The sequence below is a fragment of the Streptococcus sanguinis SK355 genome, from assembly GCF_000212855.1.
Lineage (GTDB): Bacteria > Bacillota > Bacilli > Lactobacillales > Streptococcaceae > Streptococcus > Streptococcus sanguinis_A.
Genome location: NZ_GL890993.1, coordinates 610,616 through 635,013, shown reverse-complemented (window position 1 = coordinate 635,013; position 24,398 = coordinate 610,616). Strand labels below are relative to the sequence as shown.

Below are 24,398 nucleotides of genomic sequence, written 5' to 3'. Positions count from 1 at the left end.
CGCTGTCCCACCCCCGCAACGATGGCTAGACTTGAAATATGCTTTTAACAAGCTTTTTCAAACCAGACAGCGACTGCATTTTGCAATGCTGAACCATCAAATTTCCCTAGGTCAAGAGGCATCTCCCAAATTCCTCTTAGACCAATATGCTTGAATCATCCACTGTGGCTTGGCCTTACCTATCAGCAGTCTCCCATCTGCTGACAGCGCAAGGACTTCACCCAACTAGAAGTGATTGTTCAAGCTTTTATTCATCTTCATCATCCATTAGGCCAGCTAGAACATCATTGACCTTAACAATATTCTCTGCTGCCTTGGATGGATAGCTGACTTCTGCTCCTGTCAAAGAAGCGTTAATAAACTCAATGACCATGGGCAGATTGACCCCCGCATAAAGCTCGATATCCTGTCCTTCCATAATGAAGCGGCTGACTACATTACAAGGAGTGCCCCCCAAGAGATCCGCAAAAACCAAGTAATCCTCAAAATCTTTGACCGTTTCTAAGAATTTAGCTGCAAAATCTTCTGGACCTTCCTCCGGAAGCAGGGCTACTGCATGGATGTCTTCCTGAGGCCCCATAATCATTTCCGTAGTTGTTTTCAGTTCTTCACAAAAGCGACCGTGGCTGACTAAAACTAATTTCTTACTCATAAATCACTCCATTATTCTGGTACTTGTCCCAGCAGGAAGTAGCCGATAGCAGAGAAGCTTACTGCCATGATAATGATAATGAAGATAGCCTTAGTAGAGTTCATTCCTTTCTTGCCCAAAAGCCAGAAGATAAAGCCTGTAAAGACTGCTGGAATCAAACGTGGGAAGATAAGGTTGAGCATATCTTGGAAATCAATAGCTTTTTCACCAATCTTCAGCACCCATGATACTTCAAAGTTAATCATAGTCGCAATCAAACCACCCACCATGAAGATACCCAGTACAGAAGCCGCTTCAACAAGAGCTGTCAAAGTACTTTGCATGTTGGTGATGAGATTGACACCTTCTTTGTAGGCGAATTCTAACTGTTTCCAACGGAAAATGTCATAAGCAACTGCTACAGCAATCCAAAGGAAAATTCCCCAAGGCTGGCCTGCAATAGCCATGGTAGCAGCGATAGATCCCATGATGGCTGGCACAAGAGAGCCAAAGATAGAGTCTCCAAGAGGAGCAAATGGTCCCATAAGACCTGTCTTGATACCATTGACCGCATCTTTTGACTTAACACCGTCTTTTTCTTCCATAGCTAGGTCAAACCCTGCAATAATAGTATGGAAGAAAGGTGAGGTATTGAAAAATTGCGTATGCAATTTCATCATTTCTTTCAATTCTGGAGTGCCGTCTCCGTACATTTTACGCAGCTGAGGTAAAAGCATGTAGAGATAACCTGAACCTTGCATCCGCTCGTAGTTCCAGCCTAATTGGAAAGTGAACAAGCTGCGTTTGTTGATCTGTTTAAAATCTTCTTTTGTTAATTTATAATTAGAGTTCGTCATCTTCAATTTCCTCACTTTCTGAGTTTGTGCTAGCAGCTGGCGCAGCAGCTACTGTTCTTTGGCTGTATTTGAAATGCTGTACTGCAAGGAAGATACCAAAGATAGCTACACCAATCATAGACAAGCCTTTGAAGTTGTTGGCAAATGTGATCGCAGCATCTTTTGGAAGAGTTCCAACAATACTAGATACAGCCCCACCCAAAGTTTGAATGTTTGAGTAAAGCACAGTCAGCATAGCAGTCAAGCCAAAACCAAGAGCTAAGTAGTGAAGATTACGTTTAACTGGAAGGTAACGAAGCAAGATGGCAAACCCGAGTCCTGGAAGCATACGACCTGCCAGTGTTAAACCTGCAGCCAGCCATTTCACACCAGCAACACCATCTACTATCGCTTGAACAAATGTTCCACCAAATGCCAGAGCTAGAAAGACTGGAAGGGCACGAGACAGGGCCCAAGGAATAGCACCTAAGAGATAGTTGCGTTCAATACCTTTATAGTCGAAGCGTTCAATTGCTGCATCCACACGGTGTGCGAAATAAGTCGTTGTCATACGGCCTAAGATATCAAAGTAAGTCAACAAAGTTGCTACCGGTACTGCAATTGTCGCAATAGCCAACTCTGGCTTAATGCCTTGTGCTACGGAGAAGGCTGTCGCCAAAACGGCACCTGATGTCGCATCAATACGAGAAGCTCCACCAAATGTCCCTACACCAAGAACAAACAATTGCAGGCTACCACCGATAAACAAACCGGTTGTCAAATCACCCATAATCAAGCCAGTAATAAAACCAGCAAATACAGGTGATCCTGCTGACGAAACGATGGTCAACTCATCACAGATTTGATAAGCTGAGTACAAAGTGAGTAGTAAAATTTGCCACCATTGTATCATAACAATGTCCTCCTAAAATTTTGTCTTATTTTAATAACTTCATGAAGTCCTCAACTGGATCGTTGGGAACCATTTGCGCGGTCAGCTTGACTCCTTTTTCGTGCAGCTTATAAAAAGCTTCAACATCTGCATCCACCACATTGATCGAGCGGGTAATGGAGCGAGTTTCGTCTGACTGAGACATATTGCCGACGTTCAGCGTTTCCAGCGGAACACCAGCTTCGACCAACCGCAGGAAGCGGTCTGGCTTGCGAGCGACAATCAAGAGTCGCTGTGAATCATACTTGCCGGCCAAGATATTTTCTGCTGCCTTAGCGATTGGCAAGACACTTAGTTTCACACCAGCTGGCGTTGCGAGCTTGAGCCCGCTCTTTTCGATAGCATTTTCAGCTACCTCATCGTCAATCACCATAATGCGTGAAATGTTAAGCTTGGTAGTCCAAAGATTGGCTACCTGTCCATGGATTAAACGTCCATCGATACGTGCACCTACTATTGTCATAGATTTTCCCCCTTTATTGTTTTAAATGTAGGTTGGTTAACTAAGTGAATGGTTTCGCTGCAAATCCCTTCTGTCTCAAAGATAATAATGCGATTGTCGCCTTCTCTGAGCAGGCTGTGCGGGATATAGAGCGATAGGGTCGGTCCGACATTCCAGAAACGGCCAATGCTGACACCGTTGACAAAGACAACGCCCTTGCCAAAGTCGGACAGATCCAGATAAGTATCTTTAAGCGCTTTCATTTTAAAGTCAAAAGCGTAGAAAGCTGGTTGCTTTTCCTGCCACCCTTTTGAAAAGTCGATCTTTTCTGGATGGTCCAGCGGCAATGGATAATGCTGCCAGTCAAGCAGGAAGTGCAGGTCCTTGCAGACACCGGTACGAATGCCCTTCTGCTGGGTTTCTGCCAGGAGCTTGTGGCCATAATTGACCCGGCCCATATTTTCCATCAGAATGTCAAGCTGGTGCTCTGCCTTTTTCTGGCCGTCCACCATAATATCCTGACCGATTTCTGTCTGGTACTGGGTTGCAATGTGCTGACCGTCCACATAGAGCTGCATACGGTCGCGGCCATCAATGACACGAAGCCTTTCCTGATCAGCATCCCAACTAGCCCAAGTCCGATAGAGTAGGTAGCCGACATTTTGCGCCAGCTCTTCCATCTTCATCGGATAGAGACTTTCGATAGGCTCTGCCAAGTCAGGCAATGTCTCAAAGAGACTGACTTTCTGACTGAGCGGGATATTCCTAAGCTCAAAAGACTCTTTCACCAGCGGCTCCATCTGCGGATAATCTGGATAATACTCTTTCAGCATCCTCTGGACTGCATAGTACTTGTCCGTCGGATTGCCTCGCTCATCGAGTAGAGCATCATAGTCATAGGAAGTTACCTGTGGCAGGTCAATGACACCTCTGGCCGAACAGCCGTTCATGAAGCCAAAGTTGGTACCGCCATGAAACATATAGAGATTGATTGAGCCCTGCTGGAGCACTTCGTGGACAGCTTGAGCCAGCTCGTCTGGATCTCGCCTGATGATAGGTTCTTTCCAGCGATTGAACCAGCCATCCCAGAACTCCATACACATGAGCGGCCACTTTTTGCCATGCTCGTCAAAGAATTCCTGCATCTGGGCAAAATTGTAATCTGCCTTAGAGCCGAAATTTCCTGTCACAAAGACATCATCATCAATCAATGTACCCGCTTGAAGCGTAGCCCGCCAAGGTCCGTCTGAAGTAAAGAGCGGACAGGTTACACCTCGTTCTTCCATGAGCTGTCTGATTGCTCTTAGGTAGGCCTTGTCTTCTCCATAAGAACCGTACTCATTTTCCACCTGCATCATGAGGATATTTCCCCCATTGTCCAGAAGCCTTGGAGTCAGTCGCGGCAGCAGCTGGTCATAATAGCTGGCTACGGCCTGCAGAAAGGCCTCATCTGATGAGCGGATGCGCATATTTTCATTGAGCAGCCAGGCCGGCAGACCACCGAACTCCCACTCCGCGCAGATAAAAGGCGAAGGGCGGATAATGGCATATAGTCCCAAATCCTGAGCTGTCTGTAAAAATGCCTCAATATCTAAAATCCCTTGGAAGTTAAAGACACCTTTTTGAGGTTCGTGCATATTCCAGGGAAGATAAGTCTCCACTGTGTTAAAGCCCAGAGCTTTGAGATTATAAAGGGAATGATACCAGTCCTCAGGCTGTACCCGAAAATAGTGAATGGCTCCCGATAAAATCTTAAACTCCCGATCATCCAAACAGAAGGAATGACCAATTTTGAATCTTGCCATCTGATGTTCCCTTCGGTTTAAAACCGCTTTCATCTCTTATTAATATTAATATAATAAATTTTTGCATAAATGTCAACATTTTTTTTAAAAATATGTTAAAATCTTAAGTAAGATAAGTAAAACAAAGAGAGGTGAACAAAATGGCTATTCCAAAATACCAACAAATCAAAGATGAGCTCAAGCAGCAAATCATTTCTGGCAAATTTGAAAATGGCGATAAGTTTTACACAGAGGCTGAGCTGATTCAGATGTTTAATGTCAGCTCCATTACCGTTGTCCGCGCTTTGAATGAACTGGCCAACGATGGTTACATCATCCGCCAACAAGGCAAGGGGACCTTCGTTTCACGTGCAAGAAAGCACAAGCTGGTGGAATTTTCTGACGTTGAGACCTTCCCTATCCAAAAAGATAAGGTGACTGTTCTCTCCATCAAGCGTGGGAATGACCTGAAAATCTTGGATAAGCTAGAACTAGCACCAACGCAGTTCTACTATAAGATTGACCGGATCAGACGGACTGGCGATAAAGTCTATATCTATCACCAGACCTATATCCCTGAGCAGTACATCAATCCAAACTATCCAGATATGGACTACTATAGCTCTATCTACAACCGCTTCAAAACTGACTACCACATTCACATGAATGATGAGCATTTTGAAGAGACCAATGAAATTGTCTTCCCAACACCAAAAGATGTTGCGAAAGTACTGGAAGTTGATACCAACTTCCCGACCGTTCATCAGGTGAAGATTACCCAACTGGAAAGCACTGGGCAGATCTTAGAGTACAGCGAAACTTACAAACGCGGCGACTTCTTCAAGATCAAGTTCATTTCCTGCAATCGGGACCATTAAGACCGAAAACGATGGCTTCAAATCAGCTGTCGTTTTTTGTTTCATCTTGTGTGCTTATATCTATTATAAGTCTATCTATACCAATTTGCAATCCATTCTAAGAACTTTTGTTCATTAAAAAGTGAATTGTCTCAAAAAGTAAACACGACCTATTAATTTGTCCTGTTTTTCAACCATCCTAAAGAAGAAAAAATAAGAAACACTGGCTGTTTCCCTGAAAATTGGTACAATGATAAAGCAAAAAAGCTGAGATTGAATCCCAGCTTTTTGATATAAAATGTTCCTTATTTTGCAAATGAAGTCGTTTATTAAGTCTCTAGAAAACCTGCTATTTTTTTATTTCTAATTCACGGACCTGAAGCAAAACATTAGGTAAATCTGCCCCAGCCTGAAGAAGGGCAGCAGCCGTATAGGCTCCCTCTACCAAGGGAACATTATTGATAATGATTTCCTTGTCAGAAAAGTCAGCGACCATTTCCAGATTCATCCGAGCTGAGCCCAGATCGAAAAAGGCCAAAATAGTGTCTTTGTCATTGGCATCTAAAGCTGCCTGAATCCCTTCAAAGCTCGTCCCGATGCTGCCGTCGTCCAACCCACCTACATAGCTGATGGCCACATCTGCCGCCACCTGCGAAATGAGGTCAAACAAGCCTTGGGCCAGGTTTTTGGAATGAGAAACGATAAGAATGCCAGTATCTGCCATCAGCCTGCCTCCGTTTCTAGAAGAGCCTCAAAGAGGAGACCAGATGAAGCCGAACCGGGATCAATATGACCGATAGAACGCCCCCCGACATAGGAAGCCCGCCCCTTGGTCGCTTTCAGATCCTTGGTCGCTTCCACTAGGGAACCAATCTTTTCATGGGTCAAATCTCCAGACTGCAGAGAAACAGGAATCCCCGACCAGACATCCACCATGGTTTTCTCACCAGGCACAGCCTTGCCCCGCTTCTGAATCATGTCCAGCCCAGCTTGGATGACTTCTGACAAGTCTTTGCCGTCTTTTTCGGCTTTGGCCATGCCCATGAAGGCCGAGCCATAAAGAGGGCCTGAAGCACCGCCGACCTTGCTAATCAGCTGCATGGAAACAGCCTGAAAAACCTCAGCCGCACTGGCAAAGTCTTTAGCAGCTAAACTCTCTACTGCTGCTGCCATTCCCCTAGCCATATTGGCACCATGATCGCCGTCGCCGATAGGAGTATCAAGGTCAGACAGATAGTCTTTTTGGTCCTGGATCTTATCGCTGAACAACTGCATCCATTTTTTTGCTCTTGCTGCGTCCATAAGCACCTCCTTACCAAGCTGCTGTCATGACAGGACTGTTGAGAGCTGTCAGCCAGTCTGGCTGGTCCAGCTCGATAAAGGTCAGAGAAATCCCTGCCATATCAATGGAGGTCATGTAATTACCCAGCTTTTTATAGATGACTTCGACTCCAGCATCTGCCAGAAGATTTGCTACATCGGCCGCAAAGACATACTGCTCCATGAGCGGTGTTGCACCCATACCATTGATGAGGATACCAATTTTCTTACCAGATTTGAGCTCAACAGACTGACTGAGCTTTTCGACTAATTCCTTGGCTAAGTTCTTAGACGGCTGCATCTTTTCCTTGCGATAGCCTGGCTCACCATGGATGCCAATACCGAACTCTATCTCATCATCAGCCAAAACAAAACCAGGCTTGCCGACTTCCGGTACGGTTGCCCCGCTCAGAGCCAAGCCAACTGTGTGAATATTTTTGACCAGCTCATCAGCCAGAGCCTTGATTTCAGTCAGAGATTTGCCTGCACGCGCCGCATCCCCTAGAATCTTATGGACAAGGATGGTGCCAGCCACTCCACGGCGACCTTGAGTATAGAGACTGTCTTCCACTGCGATATCGTCATCTACGACGACACTAGCCACCTCAATCCCTTCCATCTCAGCCATTTCCTGAGCCATTTCAAAGTTCATGATGTCACCGGAGTAATTCTTGATTACCATGAAGACCCCGGCTCCCTCATCTGCTTCCTTGATAGCCTGCAAGACCTGATCAGGAGTTGGTGAAGTAAAGACCGCTCCGCAAATAGCAGCCGACAGCATGCCCTCGCCGACAAAGCCAGCGTGGGAAGGCTCATGACCACTGCCACCGCCAGAAATTAAGCCGACCTTGCCTGTCTTTTCACTCTTGCGGGCAATGATATCAAAGCCCTCCACCCGATAAACTAAATCGCTGTGGATATAGGCCAAGCCGTTCAGCATCTCGTCCACAACTGCTGTTGGGTCGTTGATAATTTTCTTCATAGGAGTCCTCCGTTTCTCGGCGCTTCTCTAAAATGAGCAATTTGCCCTAAAAAGAAAGCGCTATCATTTTGATATCATTTTAACATTTTATCTTACCGAAAGCAAATTCTGCCACATCTTAGACTAGAAGAAAGCATCAAATTAGTTGACGAGATAAAGTAGACAGTGTATACTAAAGATAGATAAGTAGACAGTGTATACTTTTGGAGGCGATACATGAAACGCAATACTGCCCAGCTGAAAGAACAACTCATCCAAACAGGGATTGACGAAATCGGAAAACACGGAATTGAACAGCTTTCGCTCAGGACTGTTGCCAAGGCCTGCGGTGTAACTCACGGCAGCCCTTACCGCCATTTTGAGAGCAAGGAAGGCTATCTTAAGGTAGTTTTGACCCAGCTTTCGCTCTTTCTCAATCAGGAAATCAATGAAAATATTGATGCGACAGGTTCTGCGCGTGATCAGCTGACCCGGCTTGGACTTAATTTCATTATTTTTGCTAAGACCTACCCTCATTTTTTCGAAGCTCTCTTTATCAAATTCCCTTTTAAATATATGAAGGTGACCCAGGACACAATTCTCTTGGAGTCGGACTTGCCTGGATTTGATAAATTTAAGGAGCTTGTTTTAACGCTTCGCAAGGAGGAAAATTTTAGCAATAGCGAAGCAGAAAGTCTTTTTCACTTTTGGAGCTTTATCACAGGCCTAGCCGTTCTAGCCAACAGTCCCATCGGACAAGACCTTGATCCTCAAGCCATCCAAAGCACGATTGAGCACATGCTTGATATTTATATCAAAGGAGAACGATCATGAAAACCTTGATTATTTACACCCACCCCAGCCCAACTGGCTTCAATGCTGCTATTCTCAAAGAAGTTCAAAACAATCTTTCTAAAAAGCACGAGGTGAAAACCTTGGACTTGTATGCTGAAAATTTTGACCCGATTTTGCGCTTTGACCAAGAACATAGACGCCGTGACCTGCACAAAGACCCTGAAATGGCAAAATACAGGGATCTGATTACTTGGGCAGACCATCTGATTTTCATTTTCCCTATCTGGTGGAGCGGTATGCCGGCCATTCTCAAAGGCTTTATCGACCGCGTCTTTACTGCTGACTTTGCCTATTCTTATAAGAAAGTCGGCCTCCAAGGCCACCTGCAAGGCAAGTCCAGCTGGATTATCGTCAGCCACAACACACCAGGTTTTGCCCTGCCTTTTGTCCAAGACTACGGCAAGGTACTTAAAAATCAAATCCTGAAACTTTGTGGTATTTCTCCTGTCAAACTGACAGAGCTCAATGGAGTAGAACGCAAAACAGATCAACAACGCCAAGAAATGCTCAAGAAAATCGGGCAGCTAGCCAGTCAAATTTAGGATAAAGAAAACGGGAGTGGGAAAGAACTTTAAACAAGTTAAAAAAGGTCGTCTTCCCACCCCCGCACAATTGATTAGGTCATGTTTGGAACTTAAAAAGCGAAGAAAGAGGCCAATCAACCACTGCGTTATCTATTTTTTCTAATTTAGATTCAAAAGCCTGGACTTTTGCCCAGGCTCGTTTTTATGTCTAATCCAGCCCCACGCGCTTGAAGATTTCATCTACGCGCTTGGTGTAGTAAACTGGGTTGAAGATTTCATCAATCTCTTCCTGAGTCAGACGGGAAGTGACTTCTGGGTCCGCTTCGAGCAGAGGTTTGAAGTCCACTTGGTTATCCCATGAGTGGGCTGTTTTTGGCTGCACTAAGTCATAGGCTTGCTCACGAGTCATGCCTTTTTCAATCAAGGTCAACATAGCCCGCTGGCTGAAGATAAGACCAAAGGTCGAGTTCATGTTCCGCTTCATATTTTCTGGGAAGACGGTCAAGTTCTTGACGATATTACCGAAGCGGTTGAGCATATAGTCGATGAGAATGGTCGTGTCCGGTGCGATAATCCGCTCAGCTGATGAGTGGGAAATGTCGCGCTCATGCCAGAGAGACACATTCTCAAAGGCTGTCACCATGTGACCACGAATAACACGCGCCAGACCAGTCATATTTTCAGAGCCGATAGGGTTGCGTTTGTGAGGCATAGCAGATGAACCCTTTTGCCCCTTAGCAAAGAACTCTTCGACCTCGCGCTGCTCAGACTTTTGCAGACCACGGATTTCAGTCGCCATGCGCTCGATAGACGTCGCAATCAAGGCTAGAGTTGAGAAGTATTCGGCGTGGAGATCACGTGGCAGGACTTGAGTCGAAATCTCCTGCGGACGGATGCCTAATTTCTCACAGACATAACTTTCCACAAATGGTGGAATGTTGGCAAAATTCCCAACCGCACCAGAGATTTTCCCAGCTTCCACACCCGCAGCCGCAATCTCGAAACGCTCAATATTGCGCTTCATTTCGCTGTACCAAGTCGCAAGCTTAAGACCAAAGGTCGTCGGCTCCGCATGCACCCCGTGGGTCCGTCCCATCATGATGGTGAACTTGTGCTCCCGCGCCCGCTCTGCAATGATGTCCGTGAAGCGACGCAAATCCTCACGGATGATGTCATTGGCTTGCTTGTAGAGGTAACCGTAGGCCGTATCTACCACGTCGGTTGAAGTCAGGCCATAGTGCACCCACTTGCGCTCCTCGCCTAACGTCTCAGAAACCGCACGCGTGAAAGCCACCACATCATGGCGCGTCTCCTGCTCAATCTCCAAAATGCGGTCAATGTCAAAGCCTGCCTTCTCACGAATCAAGGCCACATCTTCCTTGGGAATCTCACCCAGCTCAGCCCAGGCCTCATCAGCCAGAATCTCTACCTCCAGCCAAGCCTTGTACTTATTTTCCTCAGTCCAAATGTTCGCCATTTCGGGGCGAGAGTAACGGTTGATCATTGTTGTTTCTCCTTTAACTATAATCTTCTTGATAAATCTTCAATTTCATCTACTTTTTTAATAAAATCGTACGACAACGTTTGGGACATATCCCTTAAATTTGCGAAAACACTAATTTCATTTTTTAAGTAGTCAATAATTGGTAATAAATCTGCAAACCGCTTGCTATTTGACAATGTTACATTTAAATATGTCAAACCAACTTGAATACTTTTAATTAATTGAGCTCGCCTCAGATAAAATTCTATGTCAGATAAATATCTACGTGCGTTAGGTTTAACAAGTACAGTTATTTCCGAATCCATATCGTTTTCTCTTTTTGTCAATTCCTCTTTAAACCAATCAAAAACTTCTGGATTCTTTTTAATCTGTTCAAATAAATCCTTTCTTATAGACTTTATCTCAGATTTTGAAAGCAATGGGTCTTTATCTTTAATTTTAGAAGACATAGACTCTAATTGATTGTATTCAAATTCCGAAAAATCTATATCGTTTTCTATCTCATCATACTTACCCACATATTTAAATATCTTTTTCTTAGGAGTAAATTCATTATAAAATTCTCGGCAATCACGAATCAGATTTAACAACCATGTTAAAGCATCTTGTTTTTTTTGTTCTTTATTAGTTTTTTTCAAATTTCTTTGCTGAATAATTAATGTTATTATCACACCAATTAATGCTAATACTCCCGGTAATATGGTAAGTAAATTAGTCTTAATTGTTATTTTTTGAATTTCATCCAATAACATCTCATTAGTAACATTATTCAATATCAAAACTCCTCTTTCCCAATCCACACAGATGGATAATGATCCAGTGTATTCAAATCCGTATCTAACGGTAGATCATAGATGGCTAAATAGTTTTCAGGATATTGTGCAACTAGCTCTTCATACTTAGCTTTAACCTTTTCATGATTGCTACTAGCATACAAGACTTCGACGACTGCTCCAGTTTTCTCTTTTTCAACAAATGCGTTGACGATGAGTTAAATCATAGATTTTCTCCATTAAATTCTAAAAATTTTCTTCTTCCTCAAGATCTTCGTAAGCAAAAAATTCAATCGAAAGTTTTATAGGACGGCTCGTTAATCCAAAACTCTTTATATAATCATAGACCTCATCATCATCGCGCGTATGCTCTATTATTAGTTGATTATTTGTTCTCTCTACAATATGAATCCCTTCTGCATCTGGAATTTCTGGAATGACTACATCATCCGCATAAGTAAATGTTAGAGTAGTAATATCATCTTCAAATACATCATCAAATTCTTCTATCATCCTAAAAATCAATCCCTTTCCCAAATTCCTCAACCTCATCCGGCAAATCACTAAACACAGTCACATGCCCCATCTTGCGGTTGTGCTTGTTTTCTATAATCATTCATTCACCGCCCACTCCGCGGCTTTCTCTGCATGGATTACCGTTGTGTCGTAGAGAGGCAAGTCAGTATCGGATTGCTTGACGAGGAGACCAATCTCGGTGCAACCCAAGATAACAGCTTCTGCGCCTGCTTTTTTCAAATCATCTATAACGGCAAGATAAGTCTGCTTTGAGTTTTCTTTGATATCTCCTAGACAGAGCTCGTCATAAATGATCCGATTGACCTCTGTAATACCAGCTTGGTCTGGAATCAGCACTTCTAACCCAGATTCTATTAATTTTTCCTTGTAAAAATCTTGAGTCATGGTGTACTTGGTCCCTAGGAGACCGACTTTTTGAATACCGTCAGCCAACAAGGCCTGCGCGGTTGCCTGCGCAATATGCAAGATTGGAATCGTAATCTTTTCTTGTATCTGCGGAGCAATCTTGTGCATGGTGTTGGTACAAATAACGATGAAATCCGCACCTGCTTGCTCCAAGCGCTGAGCAATATCTGTCAAAAGTTGGCCGCTTTTCTCCCAGTCTCCGACTACCTGATAATGCTCAATCTCTGCAAAATCAACACTATAAAGTAGAATCTTAGCAGAATGCAGGCCACCAAGCTCTTTTTTGATGGTTTCGTTAATAATTTGGTAGTAAGATGTGGTGCTTTCCCAACTCATACCACCAATCAGACCAATAGTTTTCATAGACTAATTAAACTCCTCCTTGCTTATAGCTACTGACGGATAGTGCGGCAAGCTACTTAGATCTGTATCCAATGGCAAATCATAGATAGCCAGATAATTATTTGGATATTGAATCTTTAATTCCTGGTATTTAGCTTTTACTTTTTCATGGTCGGCACTGGCAAAGAGCACTTCCACAACGGCAGTTTCTTTGCCTTCTTCCACAAAAGCATTCACGATGATTTGAATCATAGAAACCTCCTATATCACAATTCAATATCTAACTTTAAAATATCCCCCTTCTCTCCATAATGGAGAAGCCGCAGATATTCTCCCCAAACTCTGGACTTGCCAATTTCTGTACTCATCCAGCTATCCCGACCAATCTCAACATCCTTGTAAAAGGCATTGAAGGTATATGGGATATAGCGAAGATGCTCCGGTAAGTGCTGAGCCAAGGTCCGCCATTGCCTACCAGTCGCGTGGCTTTTGCAAATGAACATAACGGTCTCAACAGTGTTAAAATCAAAAATTTCTTTGGCAAACAGTACGTTTTCTAAAGTATTGCTAGAGGAGTTTTCAAATTTAATCACTTCTTCAGGAATGCCCCCAGCCATCAGATGCTGGATAATAACCTCTGCCTCTGTATGTCCATTCCAATCTGGATGAGGCGTTCCTGTCAAACTTCGGCCGCCGGTCACAATGATTCGTCTTACATAACCTTTTTGGTAAGCCTCAATAGCTTTTTCCCAATGGCCTGAGTGAGTTCCACTGAAAACAAACAAAACATCACACGGCTGAGGTTCGATTATTTCCCCGAAAACACTCTTAGTTAAAAAAGAGATTTCTTTATCAGAGAACTCTTTCGGAACTTCTGGACTTTTTGGGATAATTGGTTTCATATATAACATTCCCTCCGTAGGGTTTTCTTAAAAATCAATCCCTTCTAGCAGTAGTTGACTGGCTTCTCTTGCTGACTTTATCAGCTACGACAAGCCTAGTCAACCTTGCAGGGGTAAGACGACGGACCTTATAACTGGGGTCCTGTCTTACTCCCCAAACTCAACCACACTATCCGGCGCATCACTAAACAAGGTCACATGCCCCATCTTGCGGTTGTACTTTGCTTCTATTTTACCATACAGGTGGAGGTGAGCGCTTGGATTTTCTGTGACATATTTTTCAGCGGCCTCGACGTGCTGACCGAGTACATTGAGCATAACAGCTGGCACATGCAGTTTAATAGCTGGCAATGGTGTTCCAAGAACACCTAAAATATGGGTGTCAAACTGGGAGAAGTCGCAGGCTTCGATGGAGTAGTGCCCAGAGTTGTGTGGTCGTGGGGCAATCTCATTTACGATGATGTCATCAGCTGTCGCAAACATTTCCACGCAGAGAGTACCAGAGAGGTTCAATTGTTCTGCTATTCGCACTGCCATAGCTTTGGCTTTTTCAGCTAGACTTTCTGAAATGCGAGCTGGAACAATGGTCTTAGAGAGGATGTTGTTGCGGTGGATATTTTCCTGAACTGGGAAAACTGTCACATCCTTGCCATTTCCTGACACGATGACAGAAATTTCAAGATCAAAGTTGACAAACTCTTCCAAAACGCAGTCTGCCGAATCAGCCAGCGCATAGGCTTCTTCCAAGTCTTCTGCCGAGCGAATGACCTTTTGCCCGTGGCCATCATAGCCACCTGTCGCAGTCTTGAGGACATAGTTTTTGGACAGGTCTATATCTGCCAAGTCTTGGCTAGAAGTCACGACCTTGTAGGGTGCCACGGTGACTTGCGCCTTGTTTGAGAGAAAGTCCTTTTCAAAAATCCGATTTTGAGAAATGCGGAGCAGGTCCGTTCCTTGAGGGAGTTGTCCCTCCTTGATAACGGCATCCAAACCGTCGGCATCAACATTTTCAAACTCATAGGTCAGGACATCGCAACGCTCCGCCAGCTGACGCAGGGCATCCACATCGTTATAAGGTGCCACGATGATTTCTGCCACACGAGAGGCCGGGCAATCCGCCGCAGGATCCAGCGCGATAACCTTGTGCCCCATATAGATAGCAGAAATGGCCATCATCTGACCCAGCTGGCCGCCACCGATAATTCCGATTGTTTTAGATGAGCTCATTACTAGACTCCTCAGCGATTTTTCCTTGTTCTTCTGCAAAATCCGCTAGCGCTGCTGCTAGGTCTTGATCTTCAATGGCCAAGATCCGAAGGGCAGTCAGGGCAGCGTTGGTCGCTCCCGCTTCCCCAATAGCCATAGTTGCCACAGGCACACCGCCTGGCATCTGCACAATCGAATAAAGTGAGTCCAGACCGCTGAGAGCACGAGATTTGACTGGTACACCGATGACAGGCAGAGTGGTTTTAGCCGCTACCATTCCTGGCAAATGCGCGGCACCACCAGCACCTGCTATGATGACCTTGATACCCCGACTGCGGGCTTCTTCCGCATGCTGAAACATGAGGTCAGGCGTGCGGTGGGCAGAGACGACTTTCTTTTCGTAGGCAACACCGAAGCGATCTAAAACTTCAGCTGTTTTTTGCATGGTGGCCCAGTCGGATTTGGAGCCCATGATGATGGAAATAATTGGTTTAGTCATAATTTTTCCTTTTCTTTTTTGATAATCGTCTATTGTAGTGCGGACGTAAGCGACCGCCTATGGCGTTCCATTACTAAAACTGGAGCCTAAGTCTCCAGTTTTCCGCTCCTAGTAGCTTTGCTACTAGGAGTTCCACTACTGCGACGATTATGCTATCGTGGCTCGCTTTCGCTCGCCATGACAACTATAGTATCTGTTAATCTTTTATAGCCTTGCTTCCGATGTCTGTTCGGTAAAAGAGGCCTGTGGTGTCTTGTTTTTCTAGTTGGTTGTAGATTTTTTCCTGCGCAGCTGAGACGGTATCTGCTGTGGTGACCAGCATATATACTCGACCGCCATTTGACAGCAGTGCTCTACTATTTTCCGCAAACTTAGCCCCAGCATAGTAGGTGATAATGTCGCCGTCTGTTTTGGCTGGCAACTCAACGCCTTTCTCATAGTCCAGCGGGTAGCCCTCTGAGGCAACAACCACGCCAAGTGTCACCCCCTCATCCAGCCAAGTGATAGCTGGCTCTTTCTTGTCCAAAATATCCGTGATGTTCTGCGCAAAGTCAGACGTCAGGCGCGGCAGGATAATCTGGGTTTCTGGATCGCCAAAGCGAGCATTGAACTCGATGACCTTAGGGCCATCTGCTGTCAGAATCAGCCCAGCATAGAGTACGCCTAGATAAGGTCGGCCCTCGGCTATCATGCCTTTGAGAACCGGCTTGATAATCGTCTCAATTGACTGGACCACCACGCTTTGTGGCAGGTGAGGCACTGGCGCATAAGCTCCCATGCCGCCTGTATTTGGTCCCTTGTCCCCATCGTAGACCCGCTTATGGTCCTGGGCCGTCGGCAGGATGTAAAACTTATCGCCATTGACAAAGGCAAAGAGGGAGAACTCCTCGCCTTCAAGAAATTCCTCGATGACCACGCGCGCACCCGAGTCGCCAAATTTATTGTCCAAGAGCATATCGTGAGCTGCTTCGACCGCTTGCTCCACTGTCTCTGCAACGACCACGCCCTTGCCCAGAGCTAGGCCGTCCGCCTTGACCACGATAGGCGCCCCTTGCTTTTCGATGTAGGATTTGGCTTCCTCAAAGTCGGAAAATGTGCCATAGGCTGCTGTCGGAACACCGTATTTGACCATGATTTCCTTGGCAAAATCCTTGGACCACTCCAGCTCAGCTGCTAAACGAGATGGACCGAAAACCTTGAGCCCAGCTTGGTTAAAATCATCTACAATTCCAGCTGCCAGGGCATCATCCGGGCCAATAAAGGACCAAGTAATATCATTCTCCTTGGCAAATTCGATTAGCTTGGAATGTTCGGAAATTCCAATATTTACTAAATCCAACCCATCCAAGGTCATGCCATCATTTCCAGGTGCAACAAACACCTGCTCCACACCCTTAGACTCCAATAACTTCTTGGCAATCGCATGCTCACGACCACCTGAACCAACAACTAAAAGCTTCATAGCCAAGATACCTCTATGTTCATATCATAGGCGCTTACGCACCAAGCTAACACATCACGTAAAAATCATCACCATTTTTACGAATTATTTATCTAAATTATATCACAATCGTTCGTTTTATTCCATTCTAATGGGAAAAAGAATATCTCTTCTATATGATCGCCATAATTATTGTTGGCTTCAGCCTTCTCCTTTTTGAGTGGATTGTACCCATTTTAGAAAAAAATAATCAAGACTTGCCAAATTTACTATCATTTTCAAACAAGTTTTCCGAATAATACAGGTGGGCCCATCCAAAACCATTCTCACAAAGGAGTTTTATGAAGAAATATCAAAAACTGTTTTTATTATCCGGAGCTGTCCTAGGTCTCTTTGCGAACCACTCAACAGTTCATGCGGTCGAATCGCCTGAATCTGAAGTCAAAATTCTAGGCCCCACTGATCGTGCCAGCAATGTCGATGTGACTGTGAACGATCGTACAGCCTCTATTAGTTATACCCGTTCCCAAGCTCAAGAACCTCATCGTATTCTCCACGCTGTTTGGTCTGACGAGAACGGACAGGATGATATCAAATGGTATGAAGCACCGTCAACAACTACCACTAACACTGACATTGACCTAAGTAACCATCCCGGTTACGGAACCTTTCATGTTCATACCTATATTGATCTCTATGGAAAATTAATTGGGCTGAATGGAACGACCTTTACTCTCAATAAACCAGCCGTTAATGTCACTTCTAATATCCTAGGGAAAACCGCTCAAATTAACTTTAATCGCAATAAAGACCAAATAAATTCTAATATTTTACATGCTGTTTGGTCTGATGAAAATGGACAAGATGATATCAAATGGTACAATGCAGGACAAGATATTACTGAATTTGAACTTTCAAATCACAAAGGCTATGGAACTTATCACATTCATACTTATGAAAATAAAGATGGTAAGATGATTGGCTTAAACGGAACCACTTTCAATTTAGAAAAACCTAATCCTACTGTTGAAACTAGCTTCCCTCAGACCGGTATCATGGAAATTACTGTCAAAAACGTACCTGACACTATGCATCGAATTGTTCTTCCAACTTGGTCTGAGAAAAATGGGCAAGATGATCTACAATGGTATGAAGCAAGCAAAAATCCAGATGGTAGCTACAGCGCTCGGGTGGAACTCAGAAAGCATAACTACGACACTGGGACTTACAATATCCACCTTTACGGTGAAAGTTATGTTAAGTCTGACTTAACAGGTCTCTCAGGGAATACTGTACAAATTGATAGTGGAAAATTGCCTTCTGAAGAGGAGCAAAAGCCGATTTTTACTGTAGAAAATATCAACCCCAAACAAGGAACCTATACTGTAAAAATCGCTGAAACAGCTTTATCTAAACCTATAAAGTCTGTCCAAGTTCCCATTTGGAGCACTAGTAATCAGAGTAATCTTAAATGGTATAAGGCAACGCCTAACGGAGACGGAACCTTCAGTGCGACCTTTGATATCCGCAATCATCAGGCTTTGTCTGGGACCTATAATAATCATGTCTATGTCACTTACAATGATGGTAGCGAACACAACTACGCAGCAGATACCGTCTCAATGTCTACCGACCAAATTCAAGCCAAGGTTGCAGTCAGGAAAACTGAGGCCAATCGCTATGAGGTGACCGTGACAGACGCCTACGGAGATGGCGATATTGTTCTGCCAACTTGGTCAGAAGTCAATGGGCAAGATGATATCAAATGGTATACTGCAAATAAGGTCGGCAATGGAACTTACAAATTCACCGTGGATACTCAGAATCACAAGGGGAGCGGTCTATTTAACACCCATGTCTATCGTAGAAAAGCGGGACAACTGACTGGTCTGACTGGAACTAGCTATCAGGTTGAGAAATCAAGCGTTCAATCAGCTAATATTCAGCCTAACTATGCCGCTGCTAATGCGACAACTTATCCTGTCGGCCAATGCACTTGGGGAGCTAAAGCTCTAGCTCCTTGGGCTGGAAATTGGTGGGGCAACGGCGGTCAATGGGCAGCTAGTGCCAGAAGAGCTGGATTCCGTACCGGCAGTACGCCTGAGGTTGGCGCCATCGCCTGCTGGGATGACGGCGGCTACGGCCACGTCGGTGTTGTGACTCATGTCGAATCCAATACCCGCATCCAGATCCAAGAGTCTAACTATCTCGGCAAGCAGTACATCAGCAACTTCCGTGGCTGGTTTGACCCAACTGCTTCCTACTGGGGTCGCCTGACCTATATCTACCCTAAATAAGTCGCTTTCGCACTCCTCAAAACCACTTCAAACCAGTGCTTTGAGCAGACTACTCCTGCTTAGTTTGTTCATGATTTTCATTGAGTATAAGACTACTCAAAAATCCTCGGTTGACCCGAGGATTTTTTATATTTCTTAATGCCTAAAATGCCGTACACCGGTGAAAATCATAGTCAAGCCATGCTTGTCAGCTGCGATAATAGACTCCTCATCACGGACAGATCCACCCGGTTGGATGATGGCTTTGATACCAGCTGCTGCGATTTCTTCGATATTGTCCGCAAAAGGGAAGAAAGCGTCAGAAGCCAGAGCGGCAGCGTCAAGGCGATCTTTAGCTTGCTCAATAGCAATCTTGACAGAAGCCACACGGTTGGTCTGACCAGGACCGACTCCCAGCACCTGATGGTCATTAGTGATGATGATCCCGTTGGATTTGACATATTTGACGGACTTCCAGGCAAATTCCAAAGCCACACGCTCCTGCTCGTTCGGCTGGCGCTTGGTCACGACCTGCCAATCAGCTGGATTTTCCTCGATAACATCTTGATTTTGCACAAGAAGACCGCCCAGAACACCAGTCACTTCCTTCTCGGATCCAGAGGCTGTCTGCGCATCAAAAGCCAACTCCAAAATCCGCAGATTTTTCTTTTTATTGGTCAAAATAGCTAGCGCTTCTGCCGTGTAGCTCGGTGCAATGATGATTTCCAGAAAAATACCGTGCATCTTCTCAGCTGTCGCAGCGTCTACTTCGCGGTTGAGGACAACAATCCCACCAAAAATGGAAACCGGATCAGACTCATAAGCATAGTCCCAAGCTGTCTCAATATCATCCGCCTGACCAATACCGCAAGGATTCATATGTTTTAGCGCCACAACAGTTGGTCGATCCTTAAAATCTCGAATAATCCGAATGGCCGCATCGGCATCACGAATGTTATTGAAGGATAACTCTTTTCCATTCAGCTGCTTGGCGGAAGCTATGGAATAGTCCAGTGGCAAAGCAGTCTGATAGAAATCCGCATCCTGCTGGGGATTTTCCCCGTAGCGCATGGGCTGCTTGAGTTCATAGGTCAAGGTCAGCTTTTCAGGCTTACTTTCGCCCACCTGAGCTGTGAAGTATTCTGAAATCAAGGCATCGTAAGCCGCTGTGTGACGGAAAACCTTGGCTGCCAAACGTTGACGCGTTTCATAGGTCGTTTGGCCATTTGCTGCCAACTCTTCCAAAACAAGAGCATAATCAGCTGGATCTACAACAACCGTCACGCTGGCATGATTTTTAGCTGCAGAGCGAAGCATAGAAGGCCCACCGATGTCAATATTTTCCACCGCATCCGCATACTCTACACCTGGCTTGAGAATGGTTTCCTTAAAAGGATAAAGGTTCACCACGACCAGGTCAATGAGCTCAATCTGATTGTCCTTGGCCGCTTGCAGGTGGCTATCCAAATCGCGACGAGCGAGGAGCCCACCGTGAATATTTGGATGGAGGGTCTTGACACGGCCATCCATCATCTCTGGAAAACCAGTCACATCATCGATGGCAATCGTGTCCACTCCTTCATTGTCTAGGGCCACCTTGGTACCACCGGTTGAGATGATATCCCATCCCAGAGCTTTCAGCTCTTTCGCAAATTCTACAATACCTGTCTTGTCTGAGACGCTGATTAAAGCTTTTTTCGTCATTCTATTCCTCTTTCTTTAGGTCCAAGCGCATAGCGATTTCGTTATTTTCTTCTATAAATCCTGTTTCCTGAAAACCCAGACTAGTTAGCAGGTGCTTCATTTTTTCATTTCCAACCACATAATCTGCAACAATATGACTGCAATCTCTATTCATCTGAGCCTCTTTGATCAGAACTTCCAAGGCCTTTCGACCATAACCTCTTCCTTGGTACTGCTGACCAATCATTATCCGCCAGATAAAGTATTCCGCTTCATCCTTGTCTATTTCCAGCAGAAGAAAGCCAACCACTTGCTCATCCCAATAGATTGCCATCGGAAACACATCTTCATTTTTCCGGTAGAGCCATGCGTCAGCTAAAGAGCGCACATTTGGAGCTACGAAACGTGCTCGTTCATCAGCTTCTGATATTTTCAAATCCAGCACTGCCTGAAAACTGCTCTCATCTACTAATTTCAGCTCAATCATTTTTTCTCCTAGCAATATTGCACAATCAAAACTTGATTTACTTCTTATCTTCTCCCCACCCCTAAACTCTCCAGTACTATGGGATAAAGCTTGTACTCCGCCTCATGAATACGTTCTTCAAAGCTTTCCAGCGTGTCCTCGGCTAAACGCGGCACGCGCACTTGCTGGATAATTTTTCCAGTGTCCACACCCGAGTCCACCCAATGAATGGTCACGCCACTCTCAGAGACGCCAGCCTGCCAAGCATCCTCAATACCATGTGCTCCTGGAAATTCGGGCAAATAGGCTGGGTGGATATTAATAATGCGTCCTTCATAGGCGCCAAGCAAGGTTGGCCCAACGATTTTCATATAGCCTGCTAGGCAAACCAAGTCAATCTGGTGCTCTTCTAGAAGGTCTACAATAGCCTGCTCGTACGCCGCCTTACTGTCAAACTCTCTAAGCTCAAAGGCATAGCTTTTGACACCTAGTTTATCCGCCCGCTCTAGCACATAGGCATCGCGATGGTCTGAAAAGACAAATTCAACAGGAAACTGCTCAGCAATCACTTGGAAATTTGATCCATTCCCCGAAGCAAAAACGGCAATTTTTTTCATTTGATAAGGACACTTTCATTTTCTTTTTTGACAATCCGGCCGACTTCATAAACAGGCTCGTCAAGAAGTTCTTTGACACGATTCACATTTTCAGGAGCTACGGCCAAAATCATTCCTAACCCCATATTGAAAATTTCAAACATTTCTTGGTGCTTGATGTGACCATATTTTTCTAAGGCCTTAAAAATCGGCAAGACTGGAATCTTGTCTTCTTCAATCTCAGCAGCCAAGTCATCGGCAAACATGCGGGGCACATTTTCGATAAAACCACCACCAGTAATATGGGCAATCCCATGAACCAGCTTTTCCTTAATCAGCGGCAGCAAAGCCTTGACATAGATACGAGTCGGCTCAAGCAGGATTTCTTTAAGTTGCTTACCTTCCAATTCTGGTAAGACTTCTTCACCAGTGTAGTCTGCAAAAACCCGGCGAACGAGCGAGTAACCATTTGAGTGGATACCACTTGACGCCAATCCCAGAAGGACATCGCCCTCAGCGACTTTAGAGCCATCAATAATCTCTGACTTCTCAGCGACCCCAACCGCAAAACCAGCTAGGTCATAATCATCTTCACCGTACATACCAGGCATTTCAGCGGTTTCTCCACCAATCAAGGCAGATCCAGACTGGACGCAGCCTTCAGCCACACCTGCGACAACTTGCTCCAGTTTTGCCGGTTCATTTTTCCCAGTGGCAATATAGTCCAGGAAGTAAAGGGGCTCAGCTCCTGCAGCGATGATGTCATTGACACACATAGCCACACAGTCCTGCCCAATGGTATCGTGCTTGTCATACTGAATGGCCAGCATGAGCTTGGTTCCGACCCCATCCGTACCAGAAATCAGTACTGGCTCCTTGACCCCAGTCTGAGACAGGTCAAACATGCCGCCAAAGCCACCCAGTGCTCCCATGACACCAGCCCGCTCTGTACGTGCCACATGCTTTTTGATTCGCTCAACAACTTCATAACCTGCTTCAACATCCACACCGGATTGAGCGTATGCATTTTTATTTGTCATAATTTTCTTCCTTACTCTTATTTTTGAAAAAGATTGCGACAACTACCGCTGACCTCGTTTTAATAAAAACTTGTCTTCTCCTTCAGGCTTTCCAGATATCGCTCTTCATAGTCATAGAGCGGAGTTGGGTACTGACCGTCAAAGTAAGCTACACAAAGCCCGCCATTCGGAGCGTTCGTCTCAATACCAACTGATTCAATGAGACCTTCCAGCGACAGATAGGTCAGGCTGTCTGCTCCGATAATCTCACAAACCTCATCAACCGTATGATTGGCCGAGATGAGCTCGCGCCGATTCTGGATATCAATTCCGTAGAAACATGGATATTTAAGTTCTGGGCTGCCGATAGCCACATGGACTTCAGCAGCACCTGCATCTCGTAGGAGCTGGACGATGCGTCGGCTGGTCGTTCCCCGTACGATAGAGTCATCCACCATGACCACGCGCTTGCCCTTGACAATGCTGGAAACAGCAGATAATTTCATGCGAACTCCTTGCTCTCGCAACTCCTGCGTCGGTTGGATAAAAGTCCGTTGGATGTATTGATTTTTAATCAGACCCATTTCATTTGGCAGGCCAGACTCTTCAGAAAAGCCAGAGGCCGCTGACAAGGAAGAATTAGGCACGCCGACAACGATATCTGCCTCATGTTGGAATTCTTGAGCCAGCCTGCGGCCCATCCGTTTGCGGGCTGCATGGACATTGACCCCGTGAATGACGCTGTCCGGCCGAGCAAAATAGACATATTCCATTGAGCAAATAGCCAGCTGGGTATCTGTCGTATAGCTGTCATAGGTCACGCCTTCATCATCAATAATCACGATTTCCCCTGGCTTAAGGTCACGCACCCATTCGGCACCCACCACTTCAAAAGCACAGGTTTCACTGGAAACGACCCAGGCTCCATTTTTCATGCGGCCGATGGACAAAGGACGAAAGCCATTAGGATCCAGCGCAGCGTAGAGCTTGTCCTCTCTCATGATGAGATAGGCAAAGCCGCCCTGAACTCGTCTCAAGGATTCCTTGAGCTTGTCTAAGAAATTTTCCTGCTTACTATGGCGAATCAAGTGCATGAGAATTTCCGTATCAGACGAGCTAGCAAAGATGGAACCCTTCTTTTCCAACTCCCGTCTCAGTGAATGGGCATTGGTCAGATTGCCATTATGCGCCAAGCCCATCTGCATATCATAGAAACTGAAGAAGAAAGGCTGGACATTGTTGATGAAGGCCCCGCCAGACGTTGCATAGCGGACGTGGCCGATAGCTGCTTCTCCTGTCAAATTGTCCAAATCTGCTGGGTTTCTAAAAACCTCTGCAACCAACCCCAAATCACGGTGGCGTTTGAGCTTTCCATGGTCGTTTGACAGGATGCCTGCTCCTTCCTGACCGCGGTGCTGCAGACTATGGAGTCCGAAATAGGTGACCTGAGCCGCCTGTGGATGGCCCCAGATTCCAAAAATACCGCACTCTTCATTCAGTGACTTTACTTCGTATGTCATTGTTTTACCTAAATTCTTTTGTCTAGTAAAAGGGAGAAAACCTGGCCTTTCAGGCCAAGCAGACTCC

The 24,398-nt window shown here is 45.2% G+C and carries 27 protein-coding genes and 1 pseudogene; 4 read left to right on the top strand and 24 right to left on the bottom strand.

Translation table 11 applies throughout. From position 1 onward, the window contains the following. Positions 1-247: 247 nt before the first annotated feature. The 5 genes from HMPREF9389_RS08175 to HMPREF9389_RS08195 are packed head-to-tail and all read right to left on the bottom strand — an operon-like array spanning position 248 to position 4,699. Positions 248-652: a PTS sugar transporter subunit IIA gene (locus HMPREF9389_RS08175; RefSeq protein ID WP_002894390.1), complete on the bottom strand. Its 405-nt coding sequence runs from the start codon at positions 650-652 to the stop codon at positions 248-250. 11 nt (positions 653-663) lie between these two features. Further along, positions 664-1,488 (bottom strand): PTS system mannose/fructose/sorbose family transporter subunit IID, encoded by an 825-nt coding sequence (locus tag HMPREF9389_RS08180; protein ID WP_002928701.1) that lies wholly within the window; start codon positions 1,486-1,488, stop codon positions 664-666. After that, entirely contained in the window at positions 1,475-2,380 is a 906-nt protein-coding gene (locus tag HMPREF9389_RS08185) for a PTS mannose/fructose/sorbose/N-acetylgalactosamine transporter subunit IIC (protein ID WP_002928700.1), read from the bottom strand. The genes HMPREF9389_RS08180 and HMPREF9389_RS08185 overlap by 14 nt, the downstream gene beginning before the upstream one ends. Positions 2,381-2,405: 25 nt before the next feature. After that, a complete protein-coding gene (locus HMPREF9389_RS08190) occupies positions 2,406-2,882 on the bottom strand; it encodes a PTS system mannose/fructose/N-acetylgalactosamine-transporter subunit IIB (RefSeq protein WP_002928699.1) in 477 nt (158 codons plus the stop codon). After that, on the bottom strand, positions 2,879-4,699 hold the full coding sequence (locus HMPREF9389_RS08195) for a glycoside hydrolase family 35 protein (RefSeq protein WP_002928698.1): 1,821 nt from the start codon (positions 4,697-4,699) through the stop codon (positions 2,879-2,881). Before HMPREF9389_RS08195 ends, HMPREF9389_RS08190 begins: the two co-directional genes overlap by 4 nt. Before the next feature lie 107 nt (positions 4,700-4,806). Here HMPREF9389_RS08195 and HMPREF9389_RS08200 point away from each other — a divergent pair, with 107 nt between their 5' ends. After that, complete coding sequence (locus HMPREF9389_RS08200; RefSeq protein ID WP_002907683.1) at positions 4,807-5,523, top strand: GntR family transcriptional regulator; 717 nt, start codon at positions 4,807-4,809, stop codon at positions 5,521-5,523. Positions 5,524-5,851: 328 nt separating this feature from the next. On the opposite strand, the gene dhaM is transcribed toward HMPREF9389_RS08200, so the two are convergent. From dhaM to dhaK, 3 genes are read right to left on the bottom strand one after another with little or no spacing between them, the layout of a single operon-like run. Next, on the bottom strand, positions 5,852-6,226 hold the full coding sequence (gene dhaM, locus HMPREF9389_RS08205; RefSeq protein ID WP_002898815.1) for a dihydroxyacetone kinase phosphoryl donor subunit DhaM: 375 nt from the start codon (positions 6,224-6,226) through the stop codon (positions 5,852-5,854). Then, positions 6,226-6,804 carry a dihydroxyacetone kinase subunit DhaL gene (gene dhaL, locus HMPREF9389_RS08210; protein ID WP_002928697.1) on the bottom strand — a complete coding sequence of 193 codons (579 nt, stop codon included), beginning with the start codon at positions 6,802-6,804 and terminating at the stop codon, positions 6,226-6,228. Before dhaL ends, dhaM begins: the two co-directional genes overlap by 1 nt. 10 nt (positions 6,805-6,814) lie before the next feature. Continuing rightward, entirely contained in the window at positions 6,815-7,804 is a 990-nt protein-coding gene (dhaK, locus tag HMPREF9389_RS08215; RefSeq protein WP_002928696.1) for a dihydroxyacetone kinase subunit DhaK, read from the bottom strand. Positions 7,805-8,020: 216 nt separating this feature from the next. Between dhaK and HMPREF9389_RS08220 the strand changes: the two genes are divergently transcribed. Continuing rightward, positions 8,021-8,617, top strand: coding sequence for a TetR/AcrR family transcriptional regulator (locus tag HMPREF9389_RS08220; RefSeq protein ID WP_002928695.1), 597 nt, complete (start codon positions 8,021-8,023; stop codon positions 8,615-8,617). Next, entirely contained in the window at positions 8,614-9,180 is a 567-nt protein-coding gene (locus HMPREF9389_RS08225) for an NAD(P)H-dependent oxidoreductase (protein ID WP_002928694.1), read from the top strand. The genes HMPREF9389_RS08220 and HMPREF9389_RS08225 overlap by 4 nt, the downstream gene beginning before the upstream one ends. Before the next feature lie 190 nt (positions 9,181-9,370). Here HMPREF9389_RS08225 and purB read toward each other — a convergent pair whose 3' ends face one another. The 11 genes and pseudogenes from purB to purD all read right to left on the bottom strand — a co-directional run bounded on the left by purB (position 9,371) and on the right by purD (position 16,792). Continuing rightward, positions 9,371-10,666, bottom strand: coding sequence for an adenylosuccinate lyase (gene purB / locus HMPREF9389_RS08230; protein ID WP_002928693.1), 1,296 nt, complete (start codon positions 10,664-10,666; stop codon positions 9,371-9,373). Between the two features lie 17 nt (positions 10,667-10,683). Beyond that, positions 10,684-11,439 (bottom strand): hypothetical protein, encoded by a 756-nt coding sequence (locus tag HMPREF9389_RS08235; RefSeq protein ID WP_032906280.1) that lies wholly within the window; start codon positions 11,437-11,439, stop codon positions 10,684-10,686. 2 nt (positions 11,440-11,441) lie between these two features. After that, positions 11,442-11,654: a phosphoribosylaminoimidazole carboxylase gene (locus HMPREF9389_RS0111245; RefSeq protein ID WP_235787862.1), complete on the bottom strand. Its 213-nt coding sequence runs from the start codon at positions 11,652-11,654 to the stop codon at positions 11,442-11,444. A 31-nt stretch (positions 11,655-11,685) separates the two neighbouring features. Beyond that, positions 11,686-11,952 carry a hypothetical protein gene (locus tag HMPREF9389_RS08240; RefSeq protein WP_002928690.1) on the bottom strand — a complete coding sequence of 89 codons (267 nt, stop codon included), beginning with the start codon at positions 11,950-11,952 and terminating at the stop codon, positions 11,686-11,688. Between the two features lies 1 nt (position 11,953). Continuing rightward, positions 11,954-12,049, bottom strand: a pseudogene (locus HMPREF9389_RS12080) (hypothetical protein); the annotation flags it as partial. 2 nt (positions 12,050-12,051) lie between these two features. Further along, complete coding sequence (locus HMPREF9389_RS08245) at positions 12,052-12,744, bottom strand: aspartate/glutamate racemase family protein (RefSeq protein WP_002928689.1); 693 nt, start codon at positions 12,742-12,744, stop codon at positions 12,052-12,054. 3 nt (positions 12,745-12,747) lie between these two features. Beyond that, complete coding sequence (locus HMPREF9389_RS08250; RefSeq protein ID WP_002928687.1) at positions 12,748-12,975, bottom strand: hypothetical protein; 228 nt, start codon at positions 12,973-12,975, stop codon at positions 12,748-12,750. Between the two features lie 14 nt (positions 12,976-12,989). Beyond that, on the bottom strand, positions 12,990-13,625 hold the full coding sequence (locus tag HMPREF9389_RS08255; RefSeq protein ID WP_002928675.1) for a YdcF family protein: 636 nt from the start codon (positions 13,623-13,625) through the stop codon (positions 12,990-12,992). Between the two features lie 147 nt (positions 13,626-13,772). Next, the gene (purK, locus tag HMPREF9389_RS08260; protein ID WP_002928674.1) at positions 13,773-14,852 is read right to left on the bottom strand and encodes a 5-(carboxyamino)imidazole ribonucleotide synthase; all 1,080 of its coding nucleotides are present in this window, start codon (positions 14,850-14,852) and stop codon (positions 13,773-13,775) included. Then, positions 14,839-15,330 carry a 5-(carboxyamino)imidazole ribonucleotide mutase gene (purE, locus tag HMPREF9389_RS08265; protein WP_002928671.1) on the bottom strand — a complete coding sequence of 164 codons (492 nt, stop codon included), beginning with the start codon at positions 15,328-15,330 and terminating at the stop codon, positions 14,839-14,841. The genes purK and purE overlap by 14 nt, the downstream gene beginning before the upstream one ends. A gap of 196 nt (positions 15,331-15,526) precedes the next feature. Further along, complete coding sequence (gene purD, locus HMPREF9389_RS08270; protein WP_002928670.1) at positions 15,527-16,792, bottom strand: phosphoribosylamine--glycine ligase; 1,266 nt, start codon at positions 16,790-16,792, stop codon at positions 15,527-15,529. Positions 16,793-17,112: 320 nt separating this feature from the next. Between purD and HMPREF9389_RS08275 the strand changes: the two genes are divergently transcribed. Further along, on the top strand, positions 17,113-19,068 hold the full coding sequence (locus tag HMPREF9389_RS08275) for a GBS Bsp-like repeat-containing protein (RefSeq protein ID WP_002928668.1): 1,956 nt from the start codon (positions 17,113-17,115) through the stop codon (positions 19,066-19,068). 135 nt (positions 19,069-19,203) lie between these two features. Here the strand turns inward: HMPREF9389_RS08275 and purH are convergent, their stop codons facing one another. Genes purH through purF form a run of 5 tightly spaced genes read right to left on the bottom strand, consistent with a single transcriptional unit; the run spans position 19,204 to position 24,331 of the window. Next, positions 19,204-20,751 carry a bifunctional phosphoribosylaminoimidazolecarboxamide formyltransferase/IMP cyclohydrolase gene (gene purH, locus HMPREF9389_RS08280; protein ID WP_002928666.1) on the bottom strand — a complete coding sequence of 516 codons (1,548 nt, stop codon included), beginning with the start codon at positions 20,749-20,751 and terminating at the stop codon, positions 19,204-19,206. A gap of 1 nt (position 20,752) precedes the next feature. Beyond that, positions 20,753-21,217 (bottom strand): GNAT family N-acetyltransferase, encoded by a 465-nt coding sequence (locus HMPREF9389_RS08285; RefSeq protein ID WP_002928661.1) that lies wholly within the window; start codon positions 21,215-21,217, stop codon positions 20,753-20,755. Between the two features lie 44 nt (positions 21,218-21,261). Further along, positions 21,262-21,813, bottom strand: a complete 552-nt coding sequence (gene purN / locus HMPREF9389_RS08290) for a phosphoribosylglycinamide formyltransferase (protein ID WP_002928659.1) — start codon at positions 21,811-21,813, stop codon at positions 21,262-21,264. Beyond that, positions 21,810-22,832, bottom strand: a complete 1,023-nt coding sequence (purM, locus tag HMPREF9389_RS08295; RefSeq protein WP_002928658.1) for a phosphoribosylformylglycinamidine cyclo-ligase — start codon at positions 22,830-22,832, stop codon at positions 21,810-21,812. Before purM ends, purN begins: the two co-directional genes overlap by 4 nt. Before the next feature lie 59 nt (positions 22,833-22,891). Further along, positions 22,892-24,331, bottom strand: coding sequence for an amidophosphoribosyltransferase (gene purF / locus HMPREF9389_RS08300; RefSeq protein WP_032906273.1), 1,440 nt, complete (start codon positions 24,329-24,331; stop codon positions 22,892-22,894). Between the last annotated feature and the right edge of the window lie 67 nt (positions 24,332-24,398).